At 68.9% G+C, this 22,849-nt stretch carries 27 protein-coding genes; 14 read left to right on the top strand and 13 right to left on the bottom strand.

The window, feature by feature from the left end; all coding sequences use genetic code 11:
- Window positions 1-225 precede the first annotated feature (225 nt).
- Window positions 226-1,080 (top strand): sigma-70 family RNA polymerase sigma factor, encoded by an 855-nt coding sequence (locus N542_RS0100145; RefSeq protein WP_442937375.1) that lies wholly within the window; start codon window positions 226-228, stop codon window positions 1,078-1,080.
- Window positions 1,081-1,333: 253 nt separating this feature from the next.
- On the opposite strand, the gene N542_RS22625 is transcribed toward N542_RS0100145, so the two are convergent.
- Window positions 1,334-1,831 (bottom strand): MarR family winged helix-turn-helix transcriptional regulator, encoded by a 498-nt coding sequence (locus tag N542_RS22625; RefSeq protein WP_081794933.1) that lies wholly within the window; start codon window positions 1,829-1,831, stop codon window positions 1,334-1,336.
- Between the two features lie 129 nt (window positions 1,832-1,960).
- On the opposite strand from N542_RS22625, the gene N542_RS0100130 reads away from it, so the two are divergent.
- Complete coding sequence (locus tag N542_RS0100130; protein ID WP_028642213.1) at window positions 1,961-4,489, top strand: molybdopterin oxidoreductase family protein; 2,529 nt, start codon at window positions 1,961-1,963, stop codon at window positions 4,487-4,489.
- A complete protein-coding gene (locus N542_RS0100125) occupies window positions 4,477-4,941 on the top strand; it encodes a hypothetical protein (protein ID WP_028642212.1) in 465 nt (154 codons plus the stop codon). The genes N542_RS0100130 and N542_RS0100125 overlap by 13 nt, the downstream gene beginning before the upstream one ends.
- Before the next feature lie 345 nt (window positions 4,942-5,286).
- Here the strand turns inward: N542_RS0100125 and N542_RS0100120 are convergent, their stop codons facing one another.
- A complete protein-coding gene (locus N542_RS0100120; RefSeq protein WP_028642211.1) occupies window positions 5,287-5,499 on the bottom strand; it encodes a hypothetical protein in 213 nt (70 codons plus the stop codon).
- 122 nt (window positions 5,500-5,621) lie between these two features.
- On the opposite strand from N542_RS0100120, the gene N542_RS0100115 reads away from it, so the two are divergent.
- From N542_RS0100115 to N542_RS0100095, 5 genes are all read left to right on the top strand, one after another.
- Window positions 5,622-5,951 (top strand): nucleoside triphosphate pyrophosphohydrolase family protein, encoded by a 330-nt coding sequence (locus tag N542_RS0100115; RefSeq protein ID WP_028642210.1) that lies wholly within the window; start codon window positions 5,622-5,624, stop codon window positions 5,949-5,951.
- 141 nt (window positions 5,952-6,092) lie between these two features.
- The gene (locus tag N542_RS0100110) at window positions 6,093-6,935 is read left to right on the top strand and encodes a formate/nitrite transporter family protein (protein ID WP_028642209.1); all 843 of its coding nucleotides are present in this window, start codon (window positions 6,093-6,095) and stop codon (window positions 6,933-6,935) included.
- Between the two features lie 89 nt (window positions 6,936-7,024).
- Window positions 7,025-8,074: an alpha/beta fold hydrolase gene (locus N542_RS0100105; protein WP_051551233.1), complete on the top strand. Its 1,050-nt coding sequence runs from the start codon at window positions 7,025-7,027 to the stop codon at window positions 8,072-8,074.
- A gap of 44 nt (window positions 8,075-8,118) precedes the next feature.
- Window positions 8,119-8,862 carry a methyltransferase family protein gene (locus tag N542_RS0100100; protein WP_028642207.1) on the top strand — a complete coding sequence of 248 codons (744 nt, stop codon included), beginning with the start codon at window positions 8,119-8,121 and terminating at the stop codon, window positions 8,860-8,862.
- Entirely contained in the window at window positions 8,862-9,287 is a 426-nt protein-coding gene (locus N542_RS0100095) for a hotdog fold thioesterase (RefSeq protein WP_036505846.1), read from the top strand. Before N542_RS0100100 ends, N542_RS0100095 begins: the two co-directional genes overlap by 1 nt.
- A gap of 21 nt (window positions 9,288-9,308) precedes the next feature.
- Here the strand turns inward: N542_RS0100095 and N542_RS0100090 are convergent, their stop codons facing one another.
- Both N542_RS0100090 and N542_RS0100085 read right to left on the bottom strand, forming a co-directional pair.
- Window positions 9,309-10,391: a saccharopine dehydrogenase gene (locus tag N542_RS0100090; RefSeq protein ID WP_028642205.1), complete on the bottom strand. Its 1,083-nt coding sequence runs from the start codon at window positions 10,389-10,391 to the stop codon at window positions 9,309-9,311.
- A gap of 224 nt (window positions 10,392-10,615) precedes the next feature.
- Window positions 10,616-10,963, bottom strand: a complete 348-nt coding sequence (locus N542_RS0100085; RefSeq protein ID WP_028642204.1) for a DoxX family protein — start codon at window positions 10,961-10,963, stop codon at window positions 10,616-10,618.
- A 58-nt stretch (window positions 10,964-11,021) separates the two neighbouring features.
- Between N542_RS0100085 and N542_RS0100080 the strand changes: the two genes are divergently transcribed.
- Together N542_RS0100080 and N542_RS0100065 are read left to right on the top strand one after the other, a co-directional pair.
- Window positions 11,022-11,378 (top strand): winged helix-turn-helix transcriptional regulator, encoded by a 357-nt coding sequence (locus tag N542_RS0100080; protein ID WP_028642203.1) that lies wholly within the window; start codon window positions 11,022-11,024, stop codon window positions 11,376-11,378.
- 1,284 nt (window positions 11,379-12,662) lie between these two features.
- Window positions 12,663-12,881 (top strand): hypothetical protein, encoded by a 219-nt coding sequence (locus tag N542_RS0100065; protein WP_028642202.1) that lies wholly within the window; start codon window positions 12,663-12,665, stop codon window positions 12,879-12,881.
- A gap of 245 nt (window positions 12,882-13,126) precedes the next feature.
- On the opposite strand, the gene N542_RS27290 is transcribed toward N542_RS0100065, so the two are convergent.
- Window positions 13,127-13,369, bottom strand: coding sequence for a hypothetical protein (locus N542_RS27290; RefSeq protein WP_155992781.1), 243 nt, complete (start codon window positions 13,367-13,369; stop codon window positions 13,127-13,129).
- A gap of 218 nt (window positions 13,370-13,587) precedes the next feature.
- Between N542_RS27290 and N542_RS0100060 the strand changes: the two genes are divergently transcribed.
- From N542_RS0100060 to N542_RS28225, 3 genes are all read left to right on the top strand, one after another.
- Window positions 13,588-13,803, top strand: a complete 216-nt coding sequence (locus tag N542_RS0100060) for a hypothetical protein (RefSeq protein ID WP_155992780.1) — start codon at window positions 13,588-13,590, stop codon at window positions 13,801-13,803.
- Window positions 13,804-13,929: 126 nt separating this feature from the next.
- Window positions 13,930-14,598 carry a VOC family protein gene (locus tag N542_RS0100055; RefSeq protein WP_028642200.1) on the top strand — a complete coding sequence of 223 codons (669 nt, stop codon included), beginning with the start codon at window positions 13,930-13,932 and terminating at the stop codon, window positions 14,596-14,598.
- A gap of 74 nt (window positions 14,599-14,672) precedes the next feature.
- Entirely contained in the window at window positions 14,673-14,795 is a 123-nt protein-coding gene (locus N542_RS28225) for a hypothetical protein (RefSeq protein WP_269319747.1), read from the top strand.
- A 106-nt stretch (window positions 14,796-14,901) separates the two neighbouring features.
- Here the strand turns inward: N542_RS28225 and N542_RS0100050 are convergent, their stop codons facing one another.
- Complete coding sequence (locus N542_RS0100050) at window positions 14,902-15,156, bottom strand: hypothetical protein (RefSeq protein ID WP_197025814.1); 255 nt, start codon at window positions 15,154-15,156, stop codon at window positions 14,902-14,904.
- 210 nt (window positions 15,157-15,366) lie between these two features.
- On the opposite strand from N542_RS0100050, the gene N542_RS0100045 reads away from it, so the two are divergent.
- The gene (locus tag N542_RS0100045; RefSeq protein ID WP_155992778.1) at window positions 15,367-16,026 is read left to right on the top strand and encodes a hypothetical protein; all 660 of its coding nucleotides are present in this window, start codon (window positions 15,367-15,369) and stop codon (window positions 16,024-16,026) included.
- A gap of 198 nt (window positions 16,027-16,224) precedes the next feature.
- Here the strand turns inward: N542_RS0100045 and N542_RS0100040 are convergent, their stop codons facing one another.
- The 7 genes from N542_RS0100040 to N542_RS22620 all read right to left on the bottom strand — a co-directional run.
- Window positions 16,225-16,869 (bottom strand): response regulator, encoded by a 645-nt coding sequence (locus tag N542_RS0100040; RefSeq protein WP_028642197.1) that lies wholly within the window; start codon window positions 16,867-16,869, stop codon window positions 16,225-16,227.
- A complete protein-coding gene (locus N542_RS0100035) occupies window positions 16,866-18,047 on the bottom strand; it encodes a sensor histidine kinase (protein WP_231482334.1) in 1,182 nt (393 codons plus the stop codon). Before N542_RS0100035 ends, N542_RS0100040 begins: the two co-directional genes overlap by 4 nt.
- Before the next feature lie 27 nt (window positions 18,048-18,074).
- A complete protein-coding gene (locus N542_RS0100030; protein WP_036505848.1) occupies window positions 18,075-20,165 on the bottom strand; it encodes an MMPL family transporter in 2,091 nt (696 codons plus the stop codon).
- Between the two features lie 459 nt (window positions 20,166-20,624).
- Entirely contained in the window at window positions 20,625-20,975 is a 351-nt protein-coding gene (locus N542_RS0100025; protein WP_028642194.1) for a DUF3140 domain-containing protein, read from the bottom strand.
- Window positions 20,976-21,238: 263 nt separating this feature from the next.
- Window positions 21,239-21,607: a hypothetical protein gene (locus tag N542_RS0100020; RefSeq protein ID WP_155992777.1), complete on the bottom strand. Its 369-nt coding sequence runs from the start codon at window positions 21,605-21,607 to the stop codon at window positions 21,239-21,241.
- A gap of 287 nt (window positions 21,608-21,894) precedes the next feature.
- Window positions 21,895-22,392: a hypothetical protein gene (locus N542_RS0100010; RefSeq protein WP_028642192.1), complete on the bottom strand. Its 498-nt coding sequence runs from the start codon at window positions 22,390-22,392 to the stop codon at window positions 21,895-21,897.
- A 110-nt stretch (window positions 22,393-22,502) separates the two neighbouring features.
- Window positions 22,503-22,849, bottom strand: a 347-nt coding sequence (locus tag N542_RS22620) for a hypothetical protein (RefSeq protein WP_036505840.1), incomplete at its 5' end; no start/stop codon positions are given.

The following is a 22,849-nucleotide window of genomic DNA, read 5'->3' as shown; positions in this document are numbered from 1 at the left end:
GAGGTTGTCTGGACCGTCCTGGTCGATCCCGAGGGCAACGAGTTCTGCGCCTTCGAGGGCTGAGAGACCGACCTTTTCGGCGGGTTCGGGGACCACCGCCGACGGAAAACCGATCACGACACCGATTCGGCCGTCCCTAGTCCGCAATAACGTTGCCATAGCCCACCTGGGCCATTTCGGACAACTGCGCCCATTTAATCCACAAGATTCGGTCAAGATCCTCTCGTGAACCGTTTCAACGGCGTGTCGGGCCCAACCGACCAACTCGAGTCCACCGACCCCAGCCTGCTCGCTGAGGAGTACGTGCCCCTCGTAGCACACCTGGTGCGCGAGCTCTCGGCACGCATCCCGGCCTCCGTGGACCGCGACGACCTCCGCTCCGCGGGACTGGTCGCCCTGGTCACCGCCGCCCGGGCCTTCGACGCCACCCTCGGGGTCCCCTTCGGCGCCTACGCCGCGACCCGGGTCCGCGGCGCCCTGCTCGACGAGCTCCGCTCCATCGACTGGGCCTCACGCGCCGTACGCCGCCGCAGCCGCGACATCGAGTCGACCCGCCAGCGCCTCGCCACCGCGCTCGGTGCCTTCCCCGACGACGCCGCCGTGGCCCGCACCCTGGGACTGACCCCCGCCGAGGTCGCCCGCACCGACGCCGACGTCTCCCGCGCCACCGTGCTCCCACTGCACGGCACCGACCACTCCATCGCCGACGTCCTGCCCGCCGCGACCCCCGGGCCCGCCGAGGTCCTCGAGCGCACCGAGCAGGTCGAGTACCTCACCGACGCCATCGAGGAGCTCCCCGAGCGCCTGCGCGCCGTCGTACGCGGCTACTTCCTCGAAGAGCGCCCCATGGCCGAGATCGCCGCCGAGCTCGGCGTCACCGAGTCCCGGATCTCCCAGCTGCGCGCCGAAGCCCTCGTGCTGCTGCGCGGCGCCCTCGCCGCCGCCCTCGAGCCCGACCTCCTCGACACCACCACCGACCAGGCCGGCATCGTGGCCCGCCGCCGCGCCACCTACGCCGCCTCCGTCGCCGCTCGCCACGCCTCCCGCCGAGGCACCCCCGCCGCCGTACGCTCCGCCTGATCCACCGGTCGGTCGAGTCCCGCAGGATCGAGTCAGCCAGACGACGTGCCCGCCGACTCGGGCCACTACACGGGGCTCTTCGCCGACCCTGAGGGCAGCATCCACTCGTTGTTCGCTGTCGTCTGACCTTCGGGCCGACTGGCGGCGTGTTCGCGAATGCCCGCCGAGACTCGGACGCGCTGCAGCACTGCTCCGACGTACGCCGCCGCCCGTCCCTCCAGCGCAGCGTGACGAGTGACCAGGCCGATGCCGGTCAGCCGCGGGTCGAGGCGTCACCGGCGCCCGGCGGCACCTGCGCCCATTCGTCGTCACTGACCTCGTGCATGGTCAGGTTGAGCAGGCGCAGTGACGCCCGGACGGCCTCGACGTCACCCGCCGAGAGCCGGGCCGCGAGGTCGGTGAGCTCCTCACGACGCCGTTGAGCGACCGCGTCGAGCAGACGCCGGCCCGCCGCGGTCAGCTCGATCTGGACCACGCGCCCGTCCTCGGCGGACCGACTGCGACCCACCAGCTCGAGCCTCTGGAGACGGTCACCGTGCCGACTGGCGTTGGAGGGGTTGACGCCGAGGTGCTCGGCGATCTCGCCCACGCTCTGCGGGCCGTGGGCGGCGAGCAGGACCAAGAGGCGGTGCTGGGCGACGGTGATCTCGACGGGTGCCGCGGCGATCGAGCGGATGGCGATGCCGACCAGGGCGCGGCTGGTCGTCAGCAGCTCCTCCACCAGCACCTGACGCTCCGTACCCGCCCTCACGTCTCACCCCTGAGTCTTCACCGTCACGACGTTGCCCATCTTCGCCTACGACCATCCCCATACGTATGCGCTAGGGCATGGAATTGAGGAACGGCGGGAACCGGCCTGACGGAAGACAAGGAGACCTCGATGTCTGATCGCGTTGCTGACATCTACGGCGTGCGCACACCGCACGCACGAGGGACCGTGTGGCCCGCCCGGGTGGACCAGTACCTCGACCCGGGCGTCACCGAGGATGCGGTGGACCGGTGGGTGCAGTCGGCCTGCCTGCTGTGCAGCAACGGCTGTGGCATGGACATCGCGGTCCACGATGGCCGGATGGTCGGCGCCCGGGGTCGGCCCGGTGACACCGTCAACCACGGACGGCTGGGACCCAAGGGCCTGTACGGCTCGACCCGCTGGGCGCACGCCCCGGACCGGTTGACCGTGCCGCTCGTGCGAGAGGGCGGCCGCCTGGTGGAGACGGACTGGGAGACCGCGATGGCACGCATCGTCACCACGTCCCGAGCACTGCTGGAGGAGAAGGGTCCGCTGAGTCACGGGTTCTACACCTCCGGTCAGCTGTTCCTCGAGGAGTACTACACGCTCGCCCTCATCGGGAAGGCCGGGCTGGGCACCCCGCACATGGACGGCAACACGCGCCTGTGCACGGCGACGAGCGCGGCGGCGTTCAAGGAGTCGTTCGGCGCGGACGGCCAGCCCGGCTCCTACACCGACATCGAGCACTGCGACGCGGTGTTCCTCTACGGGCACAACATGCCGGAGACCCAGACGGTGCTGTGGACGCGCATCCTCGACCGCACCCGGGGCGCGGAACCGCCTCGGGTGGTGTGCGTGGACCCGAGGCGGACCCTGGTCGCGCTCGAGGCCGAGCGCACCGGCGGCGTCCACCTCGCGCCGCGCGTCGGCACCAACATGGCGCTGATGAACGGTCTGACGCGTGAGCTCTTCGCCCACGACTGGGTCGACCACGAGTGGGTGGCCGCGCACACTGTCGGGGTCGACGAGCTGCGGGACGTCGTCGCGCCGTACACCCCCGAACACGTCGCCGACGTGTGCGGCGTCGACCCGAGCGACCTCCGCGCGGCCGCACGCATCTTCGGTGAGAGCCAGGCCGTGCTGTCCACGGTGCTCCAGGGCTTCTACCAGTCCCACCAGGCCACTGCGGCCTCCGTCGCCGTGCACAACCTGCATCTGCTGCGCGGCATGCTGGGCCGCCCCGGTGCTGGCGTCCTGCAGATGAACGGTCAGCCCACGGCGCAGAACAACCGCGAGTGCGGCGCCGATGGCGACCTGCCGGGCTTCCGCAACTGGGACAACCCTCGCCACGTGCAGCAGCTGGCCGACGCCTGGGACGTCGACGTCATGACGATCCCGCACTGGGCTCCCCCGACGCACGCGATGCAGATCTTCTCCTACGCCGAGACCGGCTCGATCGGGTTGTTGTGGATCTCAGCCACCAACCCGGCGGTCTCGATGCCGGAGTCTGCGCGGATCCGGCGGGTGCTCGGCGGCGATCAGTGCTTCGTCATCGTGCAGGACCTCTTCCTCACCGAGACCGCCGAGCTCGCCGACGTCGTGCTGCCCGCCGCCGGCTGGGGCGAGAAGACCGGCTGCTTCACCAACGTCAACCGCACCGTCCACCTCTCCGAGCGGGCCGTGGATCCGCCGGGCGACGCGCGGAGCGACCTCGACATCTTCCTGATGTACGCCGATGCGATGGGCTTCACCAACCGGTCAGGTCAGCCGCTGATCGGCTGGCGCACCCCCGAGGAGGCCTTCGAGGCCTGGGCCTCGGTGACCGAAGGTCGTCCGGTGGACTACACCGGGTTGTCCTACGACAAGCTGCGTGGCCCCAGTGGCATCCCCTGGCCGGTGAACGCCGAGCATCCCGACGGCACCGATCGCCTGTACGCCGACGGCGTCTTTCCCACGGACACGGACTACTGCGAGACCTTCGGCCACGACCTGCTCACCGGTGGCGCGGTCACCGAGCAGGAGCATCGCGCAAAGAATCCCGCGGGCCGAGCGTTCCTCAAGGGCGCTCCGTACACCCCTGCCCACGAGCAACCGTCCGAGCAGTACCCGCTGCTCTACACGACCGGTCGGACCGTCTACCAGTTCCACACCCGCACCAAGACCGGCCGTTCCCGCGACCTGAACGCCGCCGCGCCCGACGCCTGGGTCGAGATCTCCGTCGCCGACGCCGAGGCTCGAGACATCGTCGAGGGCGACTGGGTCCGCGTCGAGTCGCCCCGCGGTCGGATCGAGGTCCGCGCCCGCGTCGGCAACGTCATGGAGGGTGCCGTGTTCGCGCCGTTCCACTACGGGCACTGGGAGCCCGACGAGGCTCAGGGCGGCGGTCACTCGGACACCGGGCGCCGGCTGGCCAACGAGCTCACGATGACGGTGTGGGATCCGGTCTCCAAGCAACCGACGTTCAAGACCGCGGCCTGCCAGGTGATCCGACTGCGCGACGGGGACGGTCCCGCTCCGGCACCCACGACCACCGCCTCCGCGCCGGTCACCGAGCCGCCTCCCGGTCGTCGTCCCCGGCCCACCGCGGGCGGCGGGCCCACGATCAGCACCGTGCTCGAGAGCACGCCGACCTATCGACTCGATCCCAGCCAGGACGGAGAGGGCTCGTGCCGCACCTGACCACCTACATCGGCCTTGCCGACCGCAGCGAGCAGACCCTCGCCAGCTCCCTGCGCGCCGTCGCCGAGGGCCACGCGCACATCGCTGACGTGTTCCACACGTGCCGCACGCTCGCCGAGTGGTCCGACGCCAACCACGAAGCCCTGGCTCCTGTCGTGGAGCGGTACGGCGAGGCACACGACGTCGATGAGCCGGAGCGCCTGCAGGCGGCGGGCCTGGCCGAGACTCGCGGTGGAGAGATCGGGCTCCTGCGCGATCTCCAGGACCTCCACGTCCTCGCCACCCTCGTACAGACGACCTGGACCGTGATCGCCCAAGGCGCGCAGGGGCTGCGCGATCGCGAGCTGCTCTCCATCACCGAGCAGGCCAACAACCAGACGTCTCGTCAGCTGACCTGGCTCAACACCCGGATGAAGGCAGCCGCACCGCAAGCGCTCATCGTCGCCCCATGACGCCAGCGGTCTCTCGCGGGGTGGCCCGGCGAGACGGCTCCCTGCGATCACCTCGCTGGCCCGCACAGGTGACGACGCCGGTACGAACACATGCACCGTGCCAGCGAACGGACCGGACGCGTCTCCGTCCATTGACCGCCGGGCGTCACGGATCACTTCGCGCACGAGGAGCCTCGGAACCCCCAGCTCGACGGGCTCGAGACGCGACACCCCGTCCAGGTCGGGGTGGGGGAAGAACCCGCGCGGCTCACAGCGAAGCCAGACATGGCAACGCGCACCTGGAGCGTGCACGACCCCTGCCGAGAAGCGGGTGTCGGACCCGAGCGGGCCGCAACGCCGGTGCGGTCAGACGGTGAGCCTGCGGCTTTCGGCCACACGGATCGCGCACCACAGCGCCCCTGCGAAGGGCGACAGCAGGATGATGGCCACTACCCAGAGCCACCGTCCCTGACGAGCGGCGTCAACGGCGGGCCACACGACGGCGAGGACGACGTAGACCAACGTGACGAGCACGAACCCGACGTTGGGCATCAGGATCGAGGTCTCGAAGGCGGTCACGGAGAGCAGTATGCCTGGCACGGTTTCCGGGCCTCGACTCGACGCACGCCCCTGCCGCTGATGGTGGGCGAACTGTCGAGATCGTGCCACGTCGACCGGCGCACCATCGCTAGCGTGGCGCCATGGACTGCGACGACTACCAGCGCGCCGCGATGCGCACGGCCCGCGACGCGGACGCCCCGGATGAGTTCATGCACCTCGTGCTCGGGCTTGTCGGCGAGGCCGGCGAGATTGCCGAGAAGGTCAAGAAGCTGGTGCGCGACAGCAACAGCGACCTCGCTCAGCTGGACCGCGACGACATGGCCTCCGAGCTCGGGGACGTCCTCTGGTACACGGCAGTGCTGGCGAACTTCCTGGGGTTGTCCTTGGACGACGTGGCGCAGCGAAACGTCGACAAGCTTGCGGATCGGCAGCGGCGGGCCGTCCTCGGGGGCTCTGGCGACAACCGCTGAGAACTGCCTTGACCTGCCGCCGGTCACGGCGGGGGAAACGGTGGCGGCGTGCGCAGACGCGCACCGGTGAGGAGGAGGCGCGCGTAGCGGACTGCCGATCGGGAACCGGGTCGGGACTCCATCCGCACCGAAAGGCGCCCCATGACCGACCTGCCGGACCACGCCACCCAGGACCGCCGCTCCCTCGGGGACACCGAGGGCCCGATGGAGGACGCGCTCGAGGAGTCCTTCACGCGCCAGGTGCTCGAGGGCACCCAGCGGCTGAGCCGTCCCTGGCGCGAGGTCCTGGTGACCGGGTTCGTGGGAGGCACCGAGGTGGCCATCGGCGTCCTCGCCTTCCTGGCGGTCCTGCACGAGACCGGCAGCCACCTGCTGGGTGGGCTCGCGTTCTCGGCCGGGTTCATCGCGCTGCTCCTGGGCCGCTCGGAGCTGTTCACGGAGGGCTTCCTGGTGCCGGTGGTGACCGTGGCGGCGAAGCGCGCGACGCTGCTGCAGCTGGGCAAGCTCTGGACGGGGACGCTGCTCGCCAACCTGGTCGGCGGCTGGCTGATCATGTGGCTGGTGGTGCTCGCCTTCCCGTCGTACCACGCCGTGCTGCTGGAGTCGGGCACCCACTTCGCGACCGCTCCCGTCAACGGAGAGACGATCGCGCTGTCGGTCCTTGCGGGTGCGACCATGACGCTGCTGACGCGGATGCAGCACGGGACTGACGACATGACGGCCAAGATCATCGCCGCCGTCGCCGCGGCCTTCCTGCTCGCCGGCACGCAGATGTTCCACTCCATCCTCGACTCGATGCTGATCTTCGGCGCGCTCCACACCGGCGACGCCTCGTTCGGCTACGCGGAGTGGGGCAGGTTCCTGCTGCTGGCGGTTGTCGGCAACATGGCCGGTGGTCTGGGGCTGGTCACCATGCTGCGGCTGCTGCGGAGCAAGGACCGTCTCGTCGATGAGCGCCGCGACCGCCGGCAGCCGGCGGGCTAGGCGCCATCGGCCCGGGTTGCGGGGACCAGACGTCGCGGCGCGCGTGGTCTGCGGAGCGCGATCCCCCGGCGGCGTGCCAGCATCAGGGCGTGACCGCACAGCGCCAGGAGGACGGGACCGCACTGCTGGCGGACGGCACCCGGGTCGCGTTCGCGACCACCGGCAGCGGTCCGTGCCTGCTGGTGGTGCCCGGGTGGCTCACCCACCTGGAGCTCGGCTGGGCGATCCCCGCGGACCGCCTCTTCTACGAGTCGCTCGCCCAGGGCCGCACCCTGGTGCGCTACGACCGACCGGGGTGCGGGCTCTCCGACCCGTACGACGGCCCGCGCACCCTCGGGCTCGAGCTGGACACGATCGCGGCCGTCGTCGAGGCAGTGGGCGCCGAGCGGTTCGACCTCTTCGGCTTCTCGATGGGCGCCGTCGTGGCCGCCCAGTGGGCGGCCGACCACCCCGAGACGGTGTCCCGGCTCGTGCTCTACGGCGGCTGGGCCACCGGGACCGAGCTCGGCGACGCAGAGAGCCGTCACCACGTGCTCGGTCTGATCGGTGCCAGCTGGGGGCTGGGATCCGACCTGCTCACGGATCTCTTCGCTCCGGAGGCCGACGCCGGCACCCGGCGGGCGGTCGCCGACTACCAGCGCGCCTCGTCCTCCCCGGAGACCGCCGTGGCGCTGCTCGCCCTGGCCTATGACCTCGACGTACGACCGTCGCTGCCGCGGGTGCAGGCGCCCACGCTGGTGCTGCACCGACGGGGCGACCGGGCAGCCCCCATCGCCCAGGGCCGCGTGCTCGCCGCCGAGATCCCGGACGCCCGGTTCGTGGAGCTCGAGGGCCGCTCGCACCTGCCCGCCATCGGCGACGCGGGCGCCGTCGTGACCCACGTACGGCGCTTCCTCGGCCTGCCGGCGGTGCGCCACGACGTGCCCACCGGGCTCACCACGCGCCAGCGCGAGGTCGCGTCCCTGGTCGCCGACGGTCTCACGAACCTGGAGATCGCCGACCGGCTGACCATCAGCACCCGGTCGGTGGAGTCGCACCTCGAGCGGATCCGGCTGCGACTCGGCTTCAGGTCCCGCGCCCAGGTCGCCGCCTGGTACGTCGCCACGGAGGCAACCAGGGCGGGCACGCAAGTGAGGTAGTTCCACGGCTGCGCCACGGCCGGCGCGTCGTCACGATGGCAGGCATGCAACGACGTACCGCAGACCTGATCCTGTCCGCCCTCGGCTGGCTCGGCTTCAACGCCGTGATGCTGTGGACGGTCGTGTTCCTGGCCGCGGTGGTCGTGCCCCGCAGCGTCGACGGACCGGTCCGCATCGCGACCGGTCCGGCGATCACGGTCGACCTCGCGCTGCTGCTGCTCTTCGCCGCGCAGCACTCCCTCATGGCGCGCCGGTCGGTGAAGGCGCGGCTCCGTCGCCGGGTCCCGCAGCGACTGGAGCGCACGACGTTCGTGCTCGCCACCGACGTCTGCCTGGTGCTGCTGCTCGTGCTCTGGCAGCCCTGGGGCGGCGAGGTGCGGCGCGTCGACGGCGTGGCTGCGGTGCTCCTGTGGTCACTGTTCGCGGCCGGATGGCTGCTGGCGGTCGTCTCGACCAGCGCGATCGACCAGCTCGAGCTCACCGGTCTGCGGCAGGCAGGCTGGGCGCCCTCGCGGGATCCGGGGCCGGACACCCTCAAGGTCGACGGTCTCTACGGCCTGGTGCGGCATCCCTTGATGACCGGGCTGCTGGTGGCGTTCTGGGCGACGCCGCGGATGAGCGCGCCGCACCTGCTCCTGGCTGCGGCGACCACCGGCTACATCCTGCTGGGCGTCCACTTCGAGGAGCGCGACCTTCGTCGTACCTTCGGCGCGGCCTACGACGAGTACGCCGCCCGCGTGCCCGCCCTCGTCCCCGGCCTGATCGTGCGCAGGGCGGTGCTGCGCTGATGACGACGATCTGGCACGACGAGCCCGACCTGCACCTCGCCAACGAGCTGGGCGCCGTCTGCGTCATCGGGCGTCTCGGCATCGAGCTCACTGAGCTGGGCGACGACCACCTGACCGCTCGGATGCCGGTCGACAGCCGGACGCACCAGCCGCTGGGGCTGCTGCACGGTGGCGCGTCGGTGCTGCTCGCCGAGACCCTGGTCAGCTGGGCGGCCACCTTCGTTGCCGAGCCCGGCAAGGCATGCGTCGGCATGGAGATCAACGCCAACCACCTGCGCCCGGTCAGCTCCGGCTGGGTCACCGGCACCGCCCGACCGGTCGCCCTCGGGCGGCGCAGCCAGGTCTGGGAGGTCCGCATCGTCGACGACGCCGACCGCCTCGTGTGCGTCTCGCGGTGCACGGTCGCGGTGATCGACGGGCGGTGACGCCCGCCGGCCGCGTGCGGCTCAGGAGTCCGCCGACGCCTCCAGCTGCTCGATCGCCTGGTCGAAGGCCAGGCCGGCCGCGAGCCAGGGCCCCGACGGGCCGCCCTCGTCGGCCAGTCCGAGCAGGTGCGGCGTCAGGTCGGCGCTGAAGCCCTCGCTCGCCTCTCGCGGGAGGAGCGAGGGCAGGTTGTCGATGGCGATGACCTCGAGCGGCGCGTTGCCCCGCTCCGGCGCGCCATCGTGCAGGCGCCGCACCGGCTCCTCCCAGGTGGTGATCTCGGTGTTGACCGGGATCATGTTCGTGGGTCCGGTGACGTCGCACGTCACGTCGGCGAGCACCCGCAGCCGGCGTTCGTGGTCCAGGTCCGCCTGCTCCACGAACGGGGTCGTCGGGGTGTGCGTGACCACGCAGTTCACCAGCAGGTCGTGGCCCAGGAGCGCCTGCTTGTGCAGGTCCTGGGTCTCCTTGCGATCCCACCGGGTCGTCGGCACGCCGGTGGTCATCAGTGCCTGCTGGGCGCCGCGGCCGGACCGCCCGCGGGCACCCGTCACGAGCGCGAGCAGCTGGTCGACCCCGGCCTCGCCGGCTCGCTTCAGCTCCTCGTCGAGCTCGTGCTTGGCCATCGGGGCGAGCGGCGCGGTCAGCGTGCCCGCCAGGTGGAGCACGCCGAGGGCGGCGCCGACGTACCCGGCCCAGTGGCCGAACGCCACGACCCGTCGGCCCTTCTCGTCGAGGAGGTACTCGATGTCGAACAGCCGGCCGCCTCCCCGGCGAAAGCGCTCGAGGGTCTGCCGGGCGTCGTCCTGGCCCTTGAACGCGTGCGCGAAGTAGATGTGCCGGTGGTCCAGCGCCTCCGGCGCGTCGGGCAACTCCTTGATGCCGAGGACGTACGCGTCGCGGGGTGCCGTGGCCCAGGCGCCTTGGTCCGCGACGAGGGCCCCTGCCGCGGCGTACTCCTCGATGGGGAAGATCCGCTGCTCCGACTCCTCGACGGTCACCTCGAACCCGGCGTCCAGCAGCAGCGGCACGTCGACCGGTACGACGGGCGCACGCCGCTCGGTGCCGCGGGTCTCGGACCGGATCCACACATGGACGGGCTGCATGCGGTCAGGATGCCATCGGTGCACCTGTCGTGCGCGACGCGGTCCAGGCCTCGGCGCTCCACGGCGTCCGCGCGGGCGTCGTCCGCACGACGCTTCACTGGTGAGGCGCGTGCCGAACGGGCGCTTGTGCCGCTGAGCCCCGGTCATGCCGACGATCGGGTGCAGGGCACCTCGCCGCCACCTCGCCCTTTGCTGGTGGCTGCCAACCGGCGGGCGGGTCGCCGTCACGCAGTGGCGAGGAGCAGACCCAGGGTGGCCGCTGACAGCGTGGCGAAGGCCACGGCACCCTGGACGTTGGGATCGCTGACGCGGATATGGGTGATGATCGCACCGGCGAAGTAGAGGACCAGTCCAACGGCGGCCGCGATCGCGAGCTGCGCGTACCAGAGTCCGGCCACCAGGCCCAGAGCTCCTGCGAGCTGAAGGGTTCCGAGCACGGTGAGCTGGGGCGGGGTCAGGTGGACCGACTCGGCGAACTTCATGATGTGCGGCGCGCGCATGAGCTTGAAGACGCCAGAGAGAAGCATGGCAAGGGCGAGGACCAGGGACACGATGATGGCTGCAGTGTTCACAGCCGTGACGCTAGGGATCCGATAGGTACCAAATGGTGCCTATTGGTAGAGTGCGGCCATGGTCGACGCTGCCGGGAACCTCTTCCTAGCCGACTGCCCGGCGCGCACCGCTCTTGAAGTGATCGCGAACAAGTGGTCGGTGGTCCTGCTGTTCGCCCTGAAGGACGGACCGATGCGCCACGGCGATCTCGTCGCACTCTCCGGCGGGATCTCTCGCAAGGTGCTCACCCAGACGTTGCGCCGGCTGCAGGCCAACGGGCTCGTCGAACGAACGGCCTACGCCGAGGTACCACCGCGCGTCGAGTACAGCCTGACCGAGCTCGGCCACACCCTCCAGGAGCCCATCGCGAACTTGGCACAGTGGGTCCGAACCCACGGTGAGGCCCTCGCTGACTTCCGCGAAGCCGACGCCTGAGGCGTTTCGCGGTAGGCGCGCCCCTCAATCGTCCATCCAGCCACGGCGCGGCCCTGACCCGGAGCACCGCGGCGCCACGGAAGCGCGGTCGCGCACGCGACGTACGCGCACGCTGAGAGAAGGTTCCCGCATGACGTCGGCATTCGGATCTACCGCGACCCGCGCGCTCTGAAGGCGCCGTTCCACCGCCTGTCGGCGCAGCTCGGAACCCACTGTCACGCCGATGAGCGAGCGTCCGCTCCGGGGGGCGGCCAACCCTCGCTAGGCGGATGGACAAGACCGTTGAGTCGATCGTGAAGTGCCTCGCCATCCGGATTCAGTAGGGACTCCGACCCCTCAGCACCCACGCCCAGCAGATCCAACCTGACATGCGGACGGTCGTCGATCACGCGGACTCCGTCGAGCACACACAGCGCGCCGAAGAGTGCCGCATGCGCCGCGTCACGGGCAACCTCGACCACCAGCTCCTGATCGGGACCCGGAAGGCGGGCGAACCATTCGTGTAGCGCGACAGAGCGCTCGCCAGGGTTCCGACCGGGTGGTCCGTCACGGAGAACTGAAGCTACGTCCGCGACTGCTACGTCGAAGACCGTGGCCTTGAGGGCGGCCACGAAGTCGTCAGGTGTCACAGCCATCATGATGGCGTTCCTGCGTCGCGAACGCGCGGTCATGCCGCAGATTGCGCCCGACTCTGCCGATGAGCGGTCGTGGGCCGGTACCTTCGGCACGTGGATTCGTACCCCGCGATCGCCTTCGGCATTGACCTTCTTCTCACGCCTACGGCGGCAGGTGGCAGGTGGCAGGTCCACGCCGTTGCTCAACCTCGCCGACAAGACGTGGGTCTACCGACCCAACTGGGGTCTGCCGAGCATGACTCCGCCTGACCAAAGCGGGGCACCAGTCTTCGCGTTCTCTCGTGATCGGGTCGGCCCAGGTGAGCGCACCCACGCCGTGATCGTGACTCTGTTCCCCGAGATGGTGGATCAGTGGAACCTTGAGGTGAACCGGGCGCGGCACTACCGATGTACGAGGGCGCGCGGGTTTGCGGCCACGGCAACGTCCTCTGGCGGGACCACATCACGCTCCCGCTTGTCGAGGCCGACGAGCAACGCTTTCTCAGGTGGCTAGGGGATCCGACCCTGCCGCTACATCGGGAGTAGCGAGCGTCCGCTTACGCCGCGATCCGCTCACGCGTGCCGATGAGCGAATGTCGAGATCAGACCAGTCAGGGCTGGCGAATACGTCTTCACCAAGACGCCGGACGAATACGGCAGGCTGTGCTCTATGACCAGACCCGTTCCTACGTTCCTCGCCGTCACGACCGTCCTCGTCGCGTTTTACCTGTTGATCGTGGCAGGGGCGCTAGACAAGAGGGCAATGACTCCCGGTGAGGATGCAGTGGCGCAGGGAGCGTGGGTCGCGTTCGGCGTAGCTGCCATCGTGGCCGTCTGCTGCGTGTTCGAGGTCGTGCGCCTGCGCCTAGTGTCGGCGCGATTCGACTGACCGTGCTGGCGTCAGCGATCGCCGCACCTGCCGCGCAGAGTGCGCTCGAAGACGCACCCTCACGCCGCGATCCGCTCAGTACGTGAGGGGGGCCAGGTGACTCCCAATCCAACATCCGAATCTGCCACCTTCCGCGGTCGTGCCGCGTAGCGAGCGCTCGAAGACGCACGCTCATGTCGCGTAGCGTGCGCTCGAAGACGCACGCTCATGCCGCAATCCGCTCCTGCGGAAAGCCGTCATTCGACCTACGGCCAACTCATTGACCAGGTTGAACCGCCGGCGGCGTCGGGTGGAGTGTCATCACGGTGGCAGGTCTCGGCAGAGTCGAGATCTGAGGCAAAGACCGTCCTGATGACCTTTGCGTCGAACCCTGCGCCTGGCGTTCCGCTGGCGATGACCAACTGTCCGTCTCGGAAACCGTGTACGTGCGCCTCGTCGAGCATCTCCTTGCGGCCATCGGAAAACACCAGCCTGACCCCTGTCGCCATACGCCGACTGTACGGAAGACCATCCTCATCTGCCGCGTAGCGTGCGCTTAGAGACGCACGCTCATGCCGCGAGTGGGGCGCGCAGTCCTGCCGATGAGCGGTCGTGATGTCATGCTCGGCCTATGAGTGGCGAGTCGGGTCGCAAACGTCTGCTCCGTGGTCGCGGGGTACTCCTGTTCGAGGACTTCTGTCGCAGCACGGGCTTGGATTCTGACGCTGTGGAGAACTTGATGCGGACGGAACTTCATGACGTTTCGCTGTGGAGCGATGAAGAACGACCACGCCCGTTCGGGATCTTTGATGATGCGCTGCCCACCCGCCAGGAACTGATCAGTCTCGGGCTGTCGGTAACAGACGACTACGACCCTGAGACACACCGCTCCTTCGAGGCGTCCGACGGTGACTTGGGACTAGACAACCCGCCCGGCGACTGACTGTCCGGACATGCCGCGGTCCGCGCACTGGTGCCGAGATGGGGCTTCGTTCCTGGGTCGTCGTTGACACCTTCAGTCGATCTCCCTTGAATCGAGACAGGCAAATACGACCCGCGGAGACAGTCGTTGAGTGAGCAAGGGTGGAAGTCGTTCCTGGCGGCTGAGGGCGTCGAAGACTGGGTGGTCCTGCACGGCGGTGCCATAGCGGTGTTCGGGGTCAGCTCGCTCGGTGAGGCTGTCCGCCTTGCCGATGCGGTCTCTCAAGTCCCAGGGATCGACAGGTCGGGGGCGTTGCTGACGGTCGCCGACGACCATCTCAGTGTCCGGCTGGTCCGAGGGGTGTTCCGGTTAGAGGAATCGCACGTCGACATCGCCAGGGCAGTTTCAGCAACCGCCCGCGCCCACGGGGCCGCGGCTGACCGCGCCCGCGCACAGGAGGTCCAGGTCGCCATCGCTGCGCAGCCCGACGCGATAGACGTTGACTTTTGGCGCGCAGTTCTCGGGTACTCGCCGCTCGCTGATGACAACGCCGTTGATCCGCTGGGTCACGGTTCAACCGTATGGATGCAAAACCTGGACCCGAACAAGCCGCTGCGCCACGCGATGCATGTTGATGTTTCTGTCGCACGCGAACACGCTGAGGCAAGGGTCGCGGCTGCACTCGCCGCGGGCGGACGTTTGATCAACGACGCGGATGCCCCCGAGGGCTGGATTCTCTCCGACAGTGCAGGCAATCGCGTCTGCATCGCAGCCTGGCCCGACGGTGGGTTCACCGAGTCCACCAACCCGGGGTAGCACGACCCGCGGCGGGGCCGTGTTGAGACCCTTGAGAGCGGTTGCTGATCAGAACCGAGCTTCACCGTGTGGGTGTGAACGACTACGAGTGCCTGAACTGTGGCCAGCGACTGAAGACGCCGCTGAGCCAGGTGCTGGCCCACCGGCGGGCTCCCCGTGGCCAGTCGAATCAGCCCGGGACCTACACCTACTCCTGAGTGCACGCATCTGCCGCAGATAGCGTGCGCTGCGGCCATCCGGACATACCGCTGTCCGCGAACGGATCTGCCGATGGGCGAGTAACTGCCCAGTCGTACATGCTGCTTACCCGTCGGGCTTCGCCTCCAAGTCGAGCACGACGGCTGCGAGTTCCTGTCGACGTTGCTGGACCTTCTCTCTGTCAGACGCAGTCACCCGCCGAAACTGAAGGTCCATCACCGCAAGCGCCTGTATCTCAGCGAATCCGTACTGCTCCTGCAGCGCTCGTCTGGCAGCCTCAGGGTCCGGTGCGCTCAGGATGAGGTCGAGGGTCGCATGCGCGTCGTTCGATGCGACAACGACAGCCTCGTAGATCTGCAATTGGACTCGCGAGTCCACTAGTTCAGCCCGCAAGCGGTCGGAATCCTGGCCACTCATACTGCGGAGGCTTCCACATGGACGCCCGGCCTGTCCCGGCATGCACTTCTTCGCTCAACCATCAACATCCACGAACGCGCACGCTTATGCCGTCGCCAGCGCGAGCGGCCATCCGGTCATGGCGCCGACAGTGCGCACCTCTTCCGACGAGCGGTGAGTGCGTCCCACACGCCGCTCGATCCCGTTGTCGTCGACACGGTTCCCCACGCGTGCCATCCAACGAACGGCGACCCCGAACTCTCCCGCTTCGGGCACAGACACGGTCACGTGTGCGAGGTCGGCGCCGGGCGGTCCCCCGCCAGCTACGCTGCCCACCGACGTCGCGGGAGGGAGAACCACGTGTTCGACAGTGCTGAGGAAAAGGCCGCCAAGAAGCAGACGCGCGAGGAGGAGCAGGTCCGACTCGCCGCGGAGCAGAAGGTGCAGAAGCAGGCGGCCGCCGAAGAAGCGGCCAGGCGCGCCTGGCTGACGGGTCCGGTGGGACGGGCGACGACCGCCAAGGAGGCCGGTGCGGAGTTCTTCGAGGTGCAGCTCGATGTGGGCGCCCACGCCGGCAACGCGTCCTGGGGGGAGGCGACCGGTCAGCGTTCCTCCATGAGCTCGGCGGACACGCTGGGTGAGATCGAGCGCGCAGGCTGGCGACTTGAGCACGCCAGCCACGTGTTCGTGATGACCGGAGAATCGAGCACCGAGCGGGTCTTCCTCAGCGGCCAGAACACCGCCGTGACCGGCGCCATGGTGGGCGTCTACCTGTTCCGCAACGATCGCTCGGTGTCCCCTCTGGCCGAGGATGGCTCCCCAGCGGTCACCTAGCCCGCCGGGTAGCCCCGGACCTGCTCCCCCGATCCGAGAGTCACCTCACGCATCCGTCGTGCTCGCTCGGCAGGATCGCACCGCCCTGCCACACTTCGTCGCAGAGCGGCAGGTCAAAGGACGAGCGCCTTCACGGACCCGACGCGGTGTCGTGTCCGCAGTCGCAGACAAGAGCCCGGGCTACCGCTGGCGAGGCGCCTAGAAGAGCCCGGCTTCGTACGCGGCGATCACGAGATGGACCCGATCGCGAGCGCCCATCTTCGCGAGGATGCGGCTCACGTGAGTCTTGGCGGTCAGCGGGCTGACGACCAGCTCGTCCGCGATCTCCTGGTTGCTTCGGCCGGCGGCGACCAGTCGAAGCACCTCCCGCTCGCGCGGCGTCAGGCTGGCCAGCCGCTCGGGTGCCGGAGCCTCCGGTCGACTCAGCACGCGGGTGATGACCGCTCTGGTGGCGCCGGGCGACAGCAGCGCTGCGCCCGCCGCGACGGTGCGGATGGCGTCGAGCAGCGCGTCGGTCCGGGTGTCCTTGGGCAGGAATCCGCACGCCCCAGCGCGAAGGCCGAGCAGTACGTTGGTGTCGGTCTCGAACGTGGTCAGTATCAGCACCTTGCTGCCGCTCGATCCGTCGTCAGCGGAGATCTGCCGAGTCGCCTCGATGCCGTCGGTGCTCGGCATCCTGATGTCCATCAGTACGACGTCGGGGCGCAGGTCCCGGGTCAGCATCACCGCCTCGTCGCCGGTGCCGGCCTCCCCCACGACCTCCATGTCACCCGCGGACCTGATCAGCAACGCGAACGCGCCGCGCACCAGAGCCTGGTCGTCGGCGAGCAGGACCCGGATCACGACGGCACCCGCCAGGTCTCCGGCACTGGCAGGCTGGCCCGTACCTCGAATCCACCGGACTCGCCCGGCCCGGCAGACAGCTCGCCGCCGACGGCCTGTGCTCGCCCTGTCATCCCCGCGATCCCGAAGCCGGCGGGCGTCACCGTCGAGTCCGGTCGCGCGGGCCCATCATCGACGACTGCGATCTGCAGCCGGTGGCCCTCCTCGTGGAGCCGGACGGTCGCGTACTTGGCCGTCGAGTGTCGGATGACGTTGGTGAGCGACTCCTGGATGATCCGGTAAGCCACGACGGACACCGTCGACGGCAGCTCTTCTCTCAGCCCGTCAGCCTCCACGTCGACCCGGACATCGGCCGCTTCGGCCATCTCCACCAGACGCGGCAGCTCGCCGAGGTGGGGCGCTGGCTCGGTCGGCTCGGCCTCGCCACCGTGCAGCACGTCCAGAACGGCACGCAGCTCATGGAGCGTGGCCCGGCTCGTGTCCGACAGATCGTGCAGCGTGCTGGACAGCTCCTGCAGCGACGGGTCCCCCCGCCTCGGCAGCTGGTCGATCAGGTGTGCAGCGACGGCCGCCTGGACGTTCACGACCGCGAGCCCGTGCGCCAGGACGTCGTGCAGCTCGGCAGCGATCAGGACCCGCTCCTCGGCGACCCGTCGCTCGACCTCGTCGGCACGCTCCTGGTCGAGCCGCGCGGTGACGGCGGCCTTCCAGTTCTCCCGGAAGCGGACAGCCAGTCCGGCGAAGAAGGCCATGAACAGCCAGCCGACGCCGAGGAGAGCATCGTCAGGTGCCGGTGCCCCCGACGCCTGGTCGGCGACGACCGGCACGGTCACGGCGGCCACTGCCAGCATGGCTGCGGCGGCTCGCCGCGGTGGCGCGCTGTAGCGCGCCGCTGCGAACGCCGCCACCAGTGAGGCCGGCATCGCGGCCTCATGGGGATAGTCGAGGAGGTGGTACGGCGTCGACACGACGAGGACCGCGAGGACGACGAGGATCGGCCAGCGCCGGCGGGCCAGCAACGGCATCGACATCGCAGCCAGGAGCGCGATGGCCCACAGGTCCACGCGTCGCTCGCCCTCGTAATCGACCCTCTGGAGCGTGAACGCGACGACGACGCCGAGCACGAACGCCGCCGCCGCCAGCAGCCGATCGGCTACTGGCGGACGGAGCGCCATCATCGTTCACACAGAGTCATCGACACAGTCCTATCCCGCGCGCCATAGCTTGCTGGGCCACCAGATCCGCGAACCCAGCGACATCGTCAGTGCAGGAACCACGATGGACCGCACCAGCAAGGTGTCGATGAGCACGCCGACGGCGACCAGTATCCCAATCTCGACGAGCATGACGAGCGGCAGCGTGGCGAGCACCGCGAACGTCGCCGCCAGCACGAGGCCGGCGGAGGTGATCACGCCACCGGTCACCGCGAGGCCACGCTTCGTGCCCTCGACGGTGCCGTGCCGGGCGGCTTCCTCACGTACCCGGGTCATCAAGAAGATGCTGTAGTCGACACCGAGTGCGACCAGGAAGAGGAACCCGATCAGGGGCACCGACGGCTCCAACCCGGCGAACCCGAGGACGTGGTCGAACACGAGGTTGCACAGCCCGAGGGCTCCGAAGAACGACACCACGACGGTGGCGACCAACACCAGCGGAGCCACGATTGCCCGCAGCAGAAGCCCGAGGATGGCGAGCACCACCAGCAGGATCAGCGGCATCACCAGATTGCGGTCGCCCTTGTTGGCCTCGGCCTCGTCAAGCGTCTCGGCGCTCGGCCCGCCGACCAGCGCGGCCTCCCCGGCAACCTCGTGCACCTGCTCCCGCAGCCGCATGATCGTTGCGGTCTCAGCCGCGCTCTCGGGCGCGTCGACCGGGATGACGGAGATTTCCACCCAGTCGTCGCTGGCCCGACCGATCTCGGCCTTGGCGACCCCCGGCGTCCTTTCGACGACGGCCAGGACCTCGCGGCTCCGGTCCGGCCGGCTCATCACGGTGAGCGGCTGACCGCTCTCGTCGGGGTAACGCGCCTCGATCAGCTTCGCCCCGGTCACCGAGTCCGGCGTCGAACGGGCGAACTGGTCCAGCTGCGGAAGCGAGCCGCTGGCACCCACTGTGCCCAGCGCGAGACCGCCCAGGACGACCAATGGCACCGCCCAGCTGATGACCCGGTGGCGCGAGATCAACTCGCCGAGCCGTGCCCACCCGGAGTGAGAGGTGTGTGCCTCACTCCCGAGTCGCGGCACGAACGGCCAGAAGACCCGGCGCCCGAGCAGCACCAGCAGGGCCGGGAAGAACGACAGCATGACCAGCACCGCGGACGCGATGCCCGCCGCACCCACCGGGCCGAACCCGCTGATGTTGTTGAGATCCGCGGCCAACAGGCACAACAGTCCGGCGATCACCGTCGCCGCCGAGGCGAGGATGGCCGGGCCGGCCCCCCGCAGCGCCGCGAGCATTGCGTCGATCGGCCGCTCGTGGCGGTGCAGCTCCTCGCGGTAGCGAGCCACGAGAAGCAACGCGTAGTCGGTGCCTGCGCCGAAGACCAGGACGATCAGCAGCGCCGAGCTCATACTCGTCACGGTGAAGTCGAAGATCTGGCTGAGTGCGTAGACGGTACCCATCGCCGTGATCGCCGCGGCCCCGACCGCGATGAGCGGAACGAGCCACAGCAGCGGACTGCGGTACGTCAGGATCAGTAGAACCGCCACCACCACGGCAGTAGCGAGCAACAACGCCGCGTCGACGGCATCGAAGACCTCGTCCATGTCGGCCCCTAGCGCGGTCGGACCGGTGACATAGGCGTTCAGACCGGTCGGCCGGTCGGCCAGGACGTCACGCGCACCCGTGGTGACGGCGGCCTCGTCGTCGGTCGCCTCATGGTCGAGCGACAGCGCGTACATCAGGGCCGTGCCGTCGTCGGAGTCGACGATCTGGGGCAGTGCGTCGGTGTCGTTGCCGAATCGGTCCACCAGCAAGGAGCGGCCGCGTTCGACCGCCTTCCGATCGCCCGGCTGGAGGCCACCCGGACGTTCGTACACGACCATGAGCAGGCCGTTCTCGCCGCCGGGCAGCCCGGCCTCAGCCTGGATCACCTTGGTCGACTGGGCGCTGGCCGGCAGGTAGTCGACCTGGCCGTCGCGGGTCACCGAGTCGAGCTTGCCGGCGAGTGAGTAGCCGCCCACCAGCAGCGCGATCCACACACCCAGGACGAGCCATGGCAGCACGGTCTTGGTCCGTGCTCTCTGCGGTCTGGTGTCGGCACCGGAGTGGTCCGGCGCCCGAAGTTCGGAAGTCATGACGATCACGCTGTCAAGCCGGCGGGGCTGACGCGTCTGGCCATGGCAGACACTTCGTCGTACTCCGAGCGGAGTACGACGGGCGGGGCCGCGCAACCTCCGACACGCGACTGCGACGGCGCGGGTGCGTCCGCGATCCTCACAGTCATGCCACCGTTAGCGGGACGCGATCGTCGACGTCCGGATCTGCCGCGGTCCGCGCACTCACGAAGCTGCGTCACACCGCCGCGAGCTGGACGCAACGATTCTTAGACGGGCGAGATCGCTGCCGTACCGCACGCCCAGATTCGTAGGCGGCTCGGACGGTCGGCACGGCCTCAGCAAAAGTCTGCGCTCATCGACGACTCGGCCTCGGTGCGGGAGTTGAGGAGCGCAAGGATCCATACACGAGCCATGTAGATCGATCCACTCTGCATCGCTCCCCGCGGGCTGCAACGGATCGTCCTCCAGCGCTCCAGATCAGGCCTCCGGAGGCTTCAGCGGGTCGTGGCCGAACGACATCAGCAGCCGTCGCACGTCGTCGTCCCCGGCCTCGGGCTCGAGTTCGTCGCCGCGCAAGGTCCGCACCTGGTCGACGACGGTGGTCATGGTGTCGATGTCCTCCGGTGTGAGGTCGGTGCGGCGTTTGCCGAGGATCGCCAGGACGTGCTCACCCAGCTCCAGCTCAGGCGGGGTCGCGTCGGGCGAGAGCACCTGCCCCTGCTCTCCCGTGGCCTCGGTGCGCAACCATTCGGACAGCTCACGGGAGGTCATGTTGACGACGGTGTGGAACTCCTGCCACAGATCGTCGCTCACTCGACTTTCAGCCATGGTTCCTCCCTCTGGCATCGGCTTCGGATGCGCTCGAGGGAACACATCTCGGCGGGGGTGCTGATCGTGTTGTCGTCATAGCGCGTCAGTACCCCAAGCCTCCGCGCGCATCCTCGACTATTGGCCCGGGCGGCGCGCGCTCCACTCCTCGCCGTCGGACGAGAAGTTCGTGTAGGGAGCAGCGTCATACCGCCGCCTATCGGCGCAGCTCGGAATGCACTGTCATGCCGATGTGCGGACGTACCGCCAAGACGGGCGGAACGTCACACGGACGGGACGTCGGTAGCGGCTCGTTGTCGTGCTGGGCGGTCCTGGCATGCGGTCACGAGTCGAAATCCGCCGAGGGCGATCAAGGTGAGCGTTGACGCCTGGCAGACGCCGATGGCGATGCTAAGTGCCGTGTCGAGTGCGGGAGGGGCAGGCTTGTAGTTGGTGTCTTCGTACTCGAAAGCTCTGCCCCACAAGTACCAATAGATGATGAAGGAGGTGGCCGCCGTGAAGGTGAGCCCGACGGTCGTGGCAGTTACCCAGCGAGGTTGCCGTGTGACGAGGAGCGGCAGCGACGCGGCGATGACGACTGCGGGACTGGCGAAGACAGTGGCCAAGTAGACGAGGTCACCGATCGGGCTCATGAGGTGAGTATGGCGTGCCGTCTGGCCGTAATGCATGTCGGCTCGGACACGCTCATGCCGCTGTCCGGGTGCGCGCCGTCCGAGTGAAACCCCGGTTACGCTCCTCCGGTGAACCTGAACTTGTCGGTCGCTTGGACGCTCCTGGTGCTTGGCGTAGGTGTCGTCGCGCTGGCCGCAGTAGTCATGCTCGTGATGGTCGGAGCCGGGTTCCTCGGCGGTTTGTAGATCGCGTTCGAACGCACGCTCATGCCGCCGATAGTGCGCGATTCTGCCGATGCCAGGACGGTTCAGTCTGCCGCCAGCGCCGAGCGAAGCCGATGGGCGACAGCGAGCATGCTGCCGAGTGCACCGCGGTCGCGATCCTCGGGCGAGACCGGGGCATCGGATCCCAACACCTCGACGACGGCTGCAACGAACGTCGCCGATCCGTATTGCCGTTCAAGGTCCCGCTCGATGTAGTCGAGCAACGTCGGAACCGCATCATCACCGATCACGATGGCCGCTGCCACGGATAGGGGCGGTGCGGTCAACGTGCCCCGACAGAGGCCAATCGCGCTCGCTAGGTCCCCACCGACCTGATCACGTCCGAACTTGAGACTGAACCAAGAACCCATGACGACTGGCCGCCAGTGGTTCGGGGCCAGCAGTTGCTTCACATCTGCCTCGGTTGCACGCCGCCCCTCAAGGGCTAGGTCATCCCACAGGGCCTCGGCGTTGAGCAGCGCGTTCAGCCCCATCATCTCGAGGTAGAAGGGGTGCACCAAACGCTCCTCGACGGGATCCACGCCGACACGATAGAGCGGATAGAGCGGCGAGGGCGGGCTCGGGGGGCACAGCGAACAAGCATCCGCACATGCCGCTGACATTTCACGGATCTGCCGGCTCGCACAGGCCCTCATAGCTCAAGCTCGCCATTCGCAAGCGCCACTTTGAGCCACGCGGGCGTCTTGTTCCACCGGCTGGGGCGGCGCGACTCCTTCCATGCCACCAACATCCCGCCGAAGAACACTGCGCCGCAGAACATGAACGCGTACCCGGCGAGAGTGGTCGGGTGTTTTACCAACAGCGGGAACGAGAAGAGACAGAGAGTAAGCGCGACGACGCTCACTAGGCCGGGGATCGAGGCGTATCCAATGCGAATCACGTACTCGGTCGTTCCTGGGCGGTAGTACTTGCCGAGCATTCGCCAGCCTGTGCGGAAGCGCCAAACGTTGAAGGCGCCCAGCGCGACGACCCCGAGGC

This window comes from Nocardioides sp. URHA0020 (genome assembly GCF_000620705.1).
Taxonomy (GTDB): Bacteria; Actinomycetota; Actinomycetes; order Propionibacteriales; family Nocardioidaceae; genus Nocardioides.
This window is presented reverse-complemented; position numbering and strand designations above follow the sequence as displayed.

Coding starts and splice junctions, on each gene's coding strand:
- N542_RS0100080 (WP_028642203.1), top strand. CDS start 11,022: ATGGTCGACGCTGCCGGGAACCTCTTCCTAGCCGACTGCCCGGCGCGC.
- N542_RS0100115 (WP_028642210.1), top strand. CDS start 5,622: ATGGACTGCGACGACTACCAGCGCGCCGCGATGCGCACGGCCCGCGAC.
- N542_RS0100100 (WP_028642207.1), top strand. CDS start 8,119: ATGCAACGACGTACCGCAGACCTGATCCTGTCCGCCCTCGGCTGGCTC.
- N542_RS0100030 (WP_036505848.1), bottom strand. CDS start 20,165: ATGACTTCCGAACTTCGGGCGCCGGACCACTCCGGTGCCGACACCAGA.
- N542_RS0100035 (WP_231482334.1), bottom strand. CDS start 18,047: ATGATGGCGCTCCGTCCGCCAGTAGCCGATCGGCTGCTGGCGGCGGCG.
- N542_RS0100090 (WP_028642205.1), bottom strand. CDS start 10,391: ATGCAGCCCGTCCATGTGTGGATCCGGTCCGAGACCCGCGGCACCGAG.
- N542_RS0100110 (WP_028642209.1), top strand. CDS start 6,093: ATGACCGACCTGCCGGACCACGCCACCCAGGACCGCCGCTCCCTCGGG.
- N542_RS0100025 (WP_028642194.1), bottom strand. CDS start 20,975: ATGGCTGAAAGTCGAGTGAGCGACGATCTGTGGCAGGAGTTCCACACC.
- N542_RS0100020 (WP_155992777.1), bottom strand. CDS start 21,607: ATGAGCCCGATCGGTGACCTCGTCTACTTGGCCACTGTCTTCGCCAGT.
- N542_RS0100130 (WP_028642213.1), top strand. CDS start 1,961: ATGTCTGATCGCGTTGCTGACATCTACGGCGTGCGCACACCGCACGCA.
- N542_RS0100065 (WP_028642202.1), top strand. CDS start 12,663: ATGACCAGACCCGTTCCTACGTTCCTCGCCGTCACGACCGTCCTCGTC.
- N542_RS0100095 (WP_036505846.1), top strand. CDS start 8,862: ATGACGACGATCTGGCACGACGAGCCCGACCTGCACCTCGCCAACGAG.
- N542_RS27290 (WP_155992781.1), bottom strand. CDS start 13,369: ATGGCGACAGGGGTCAGGCTGGTGTTTTCCGATGGCCGCAAGGAGATG.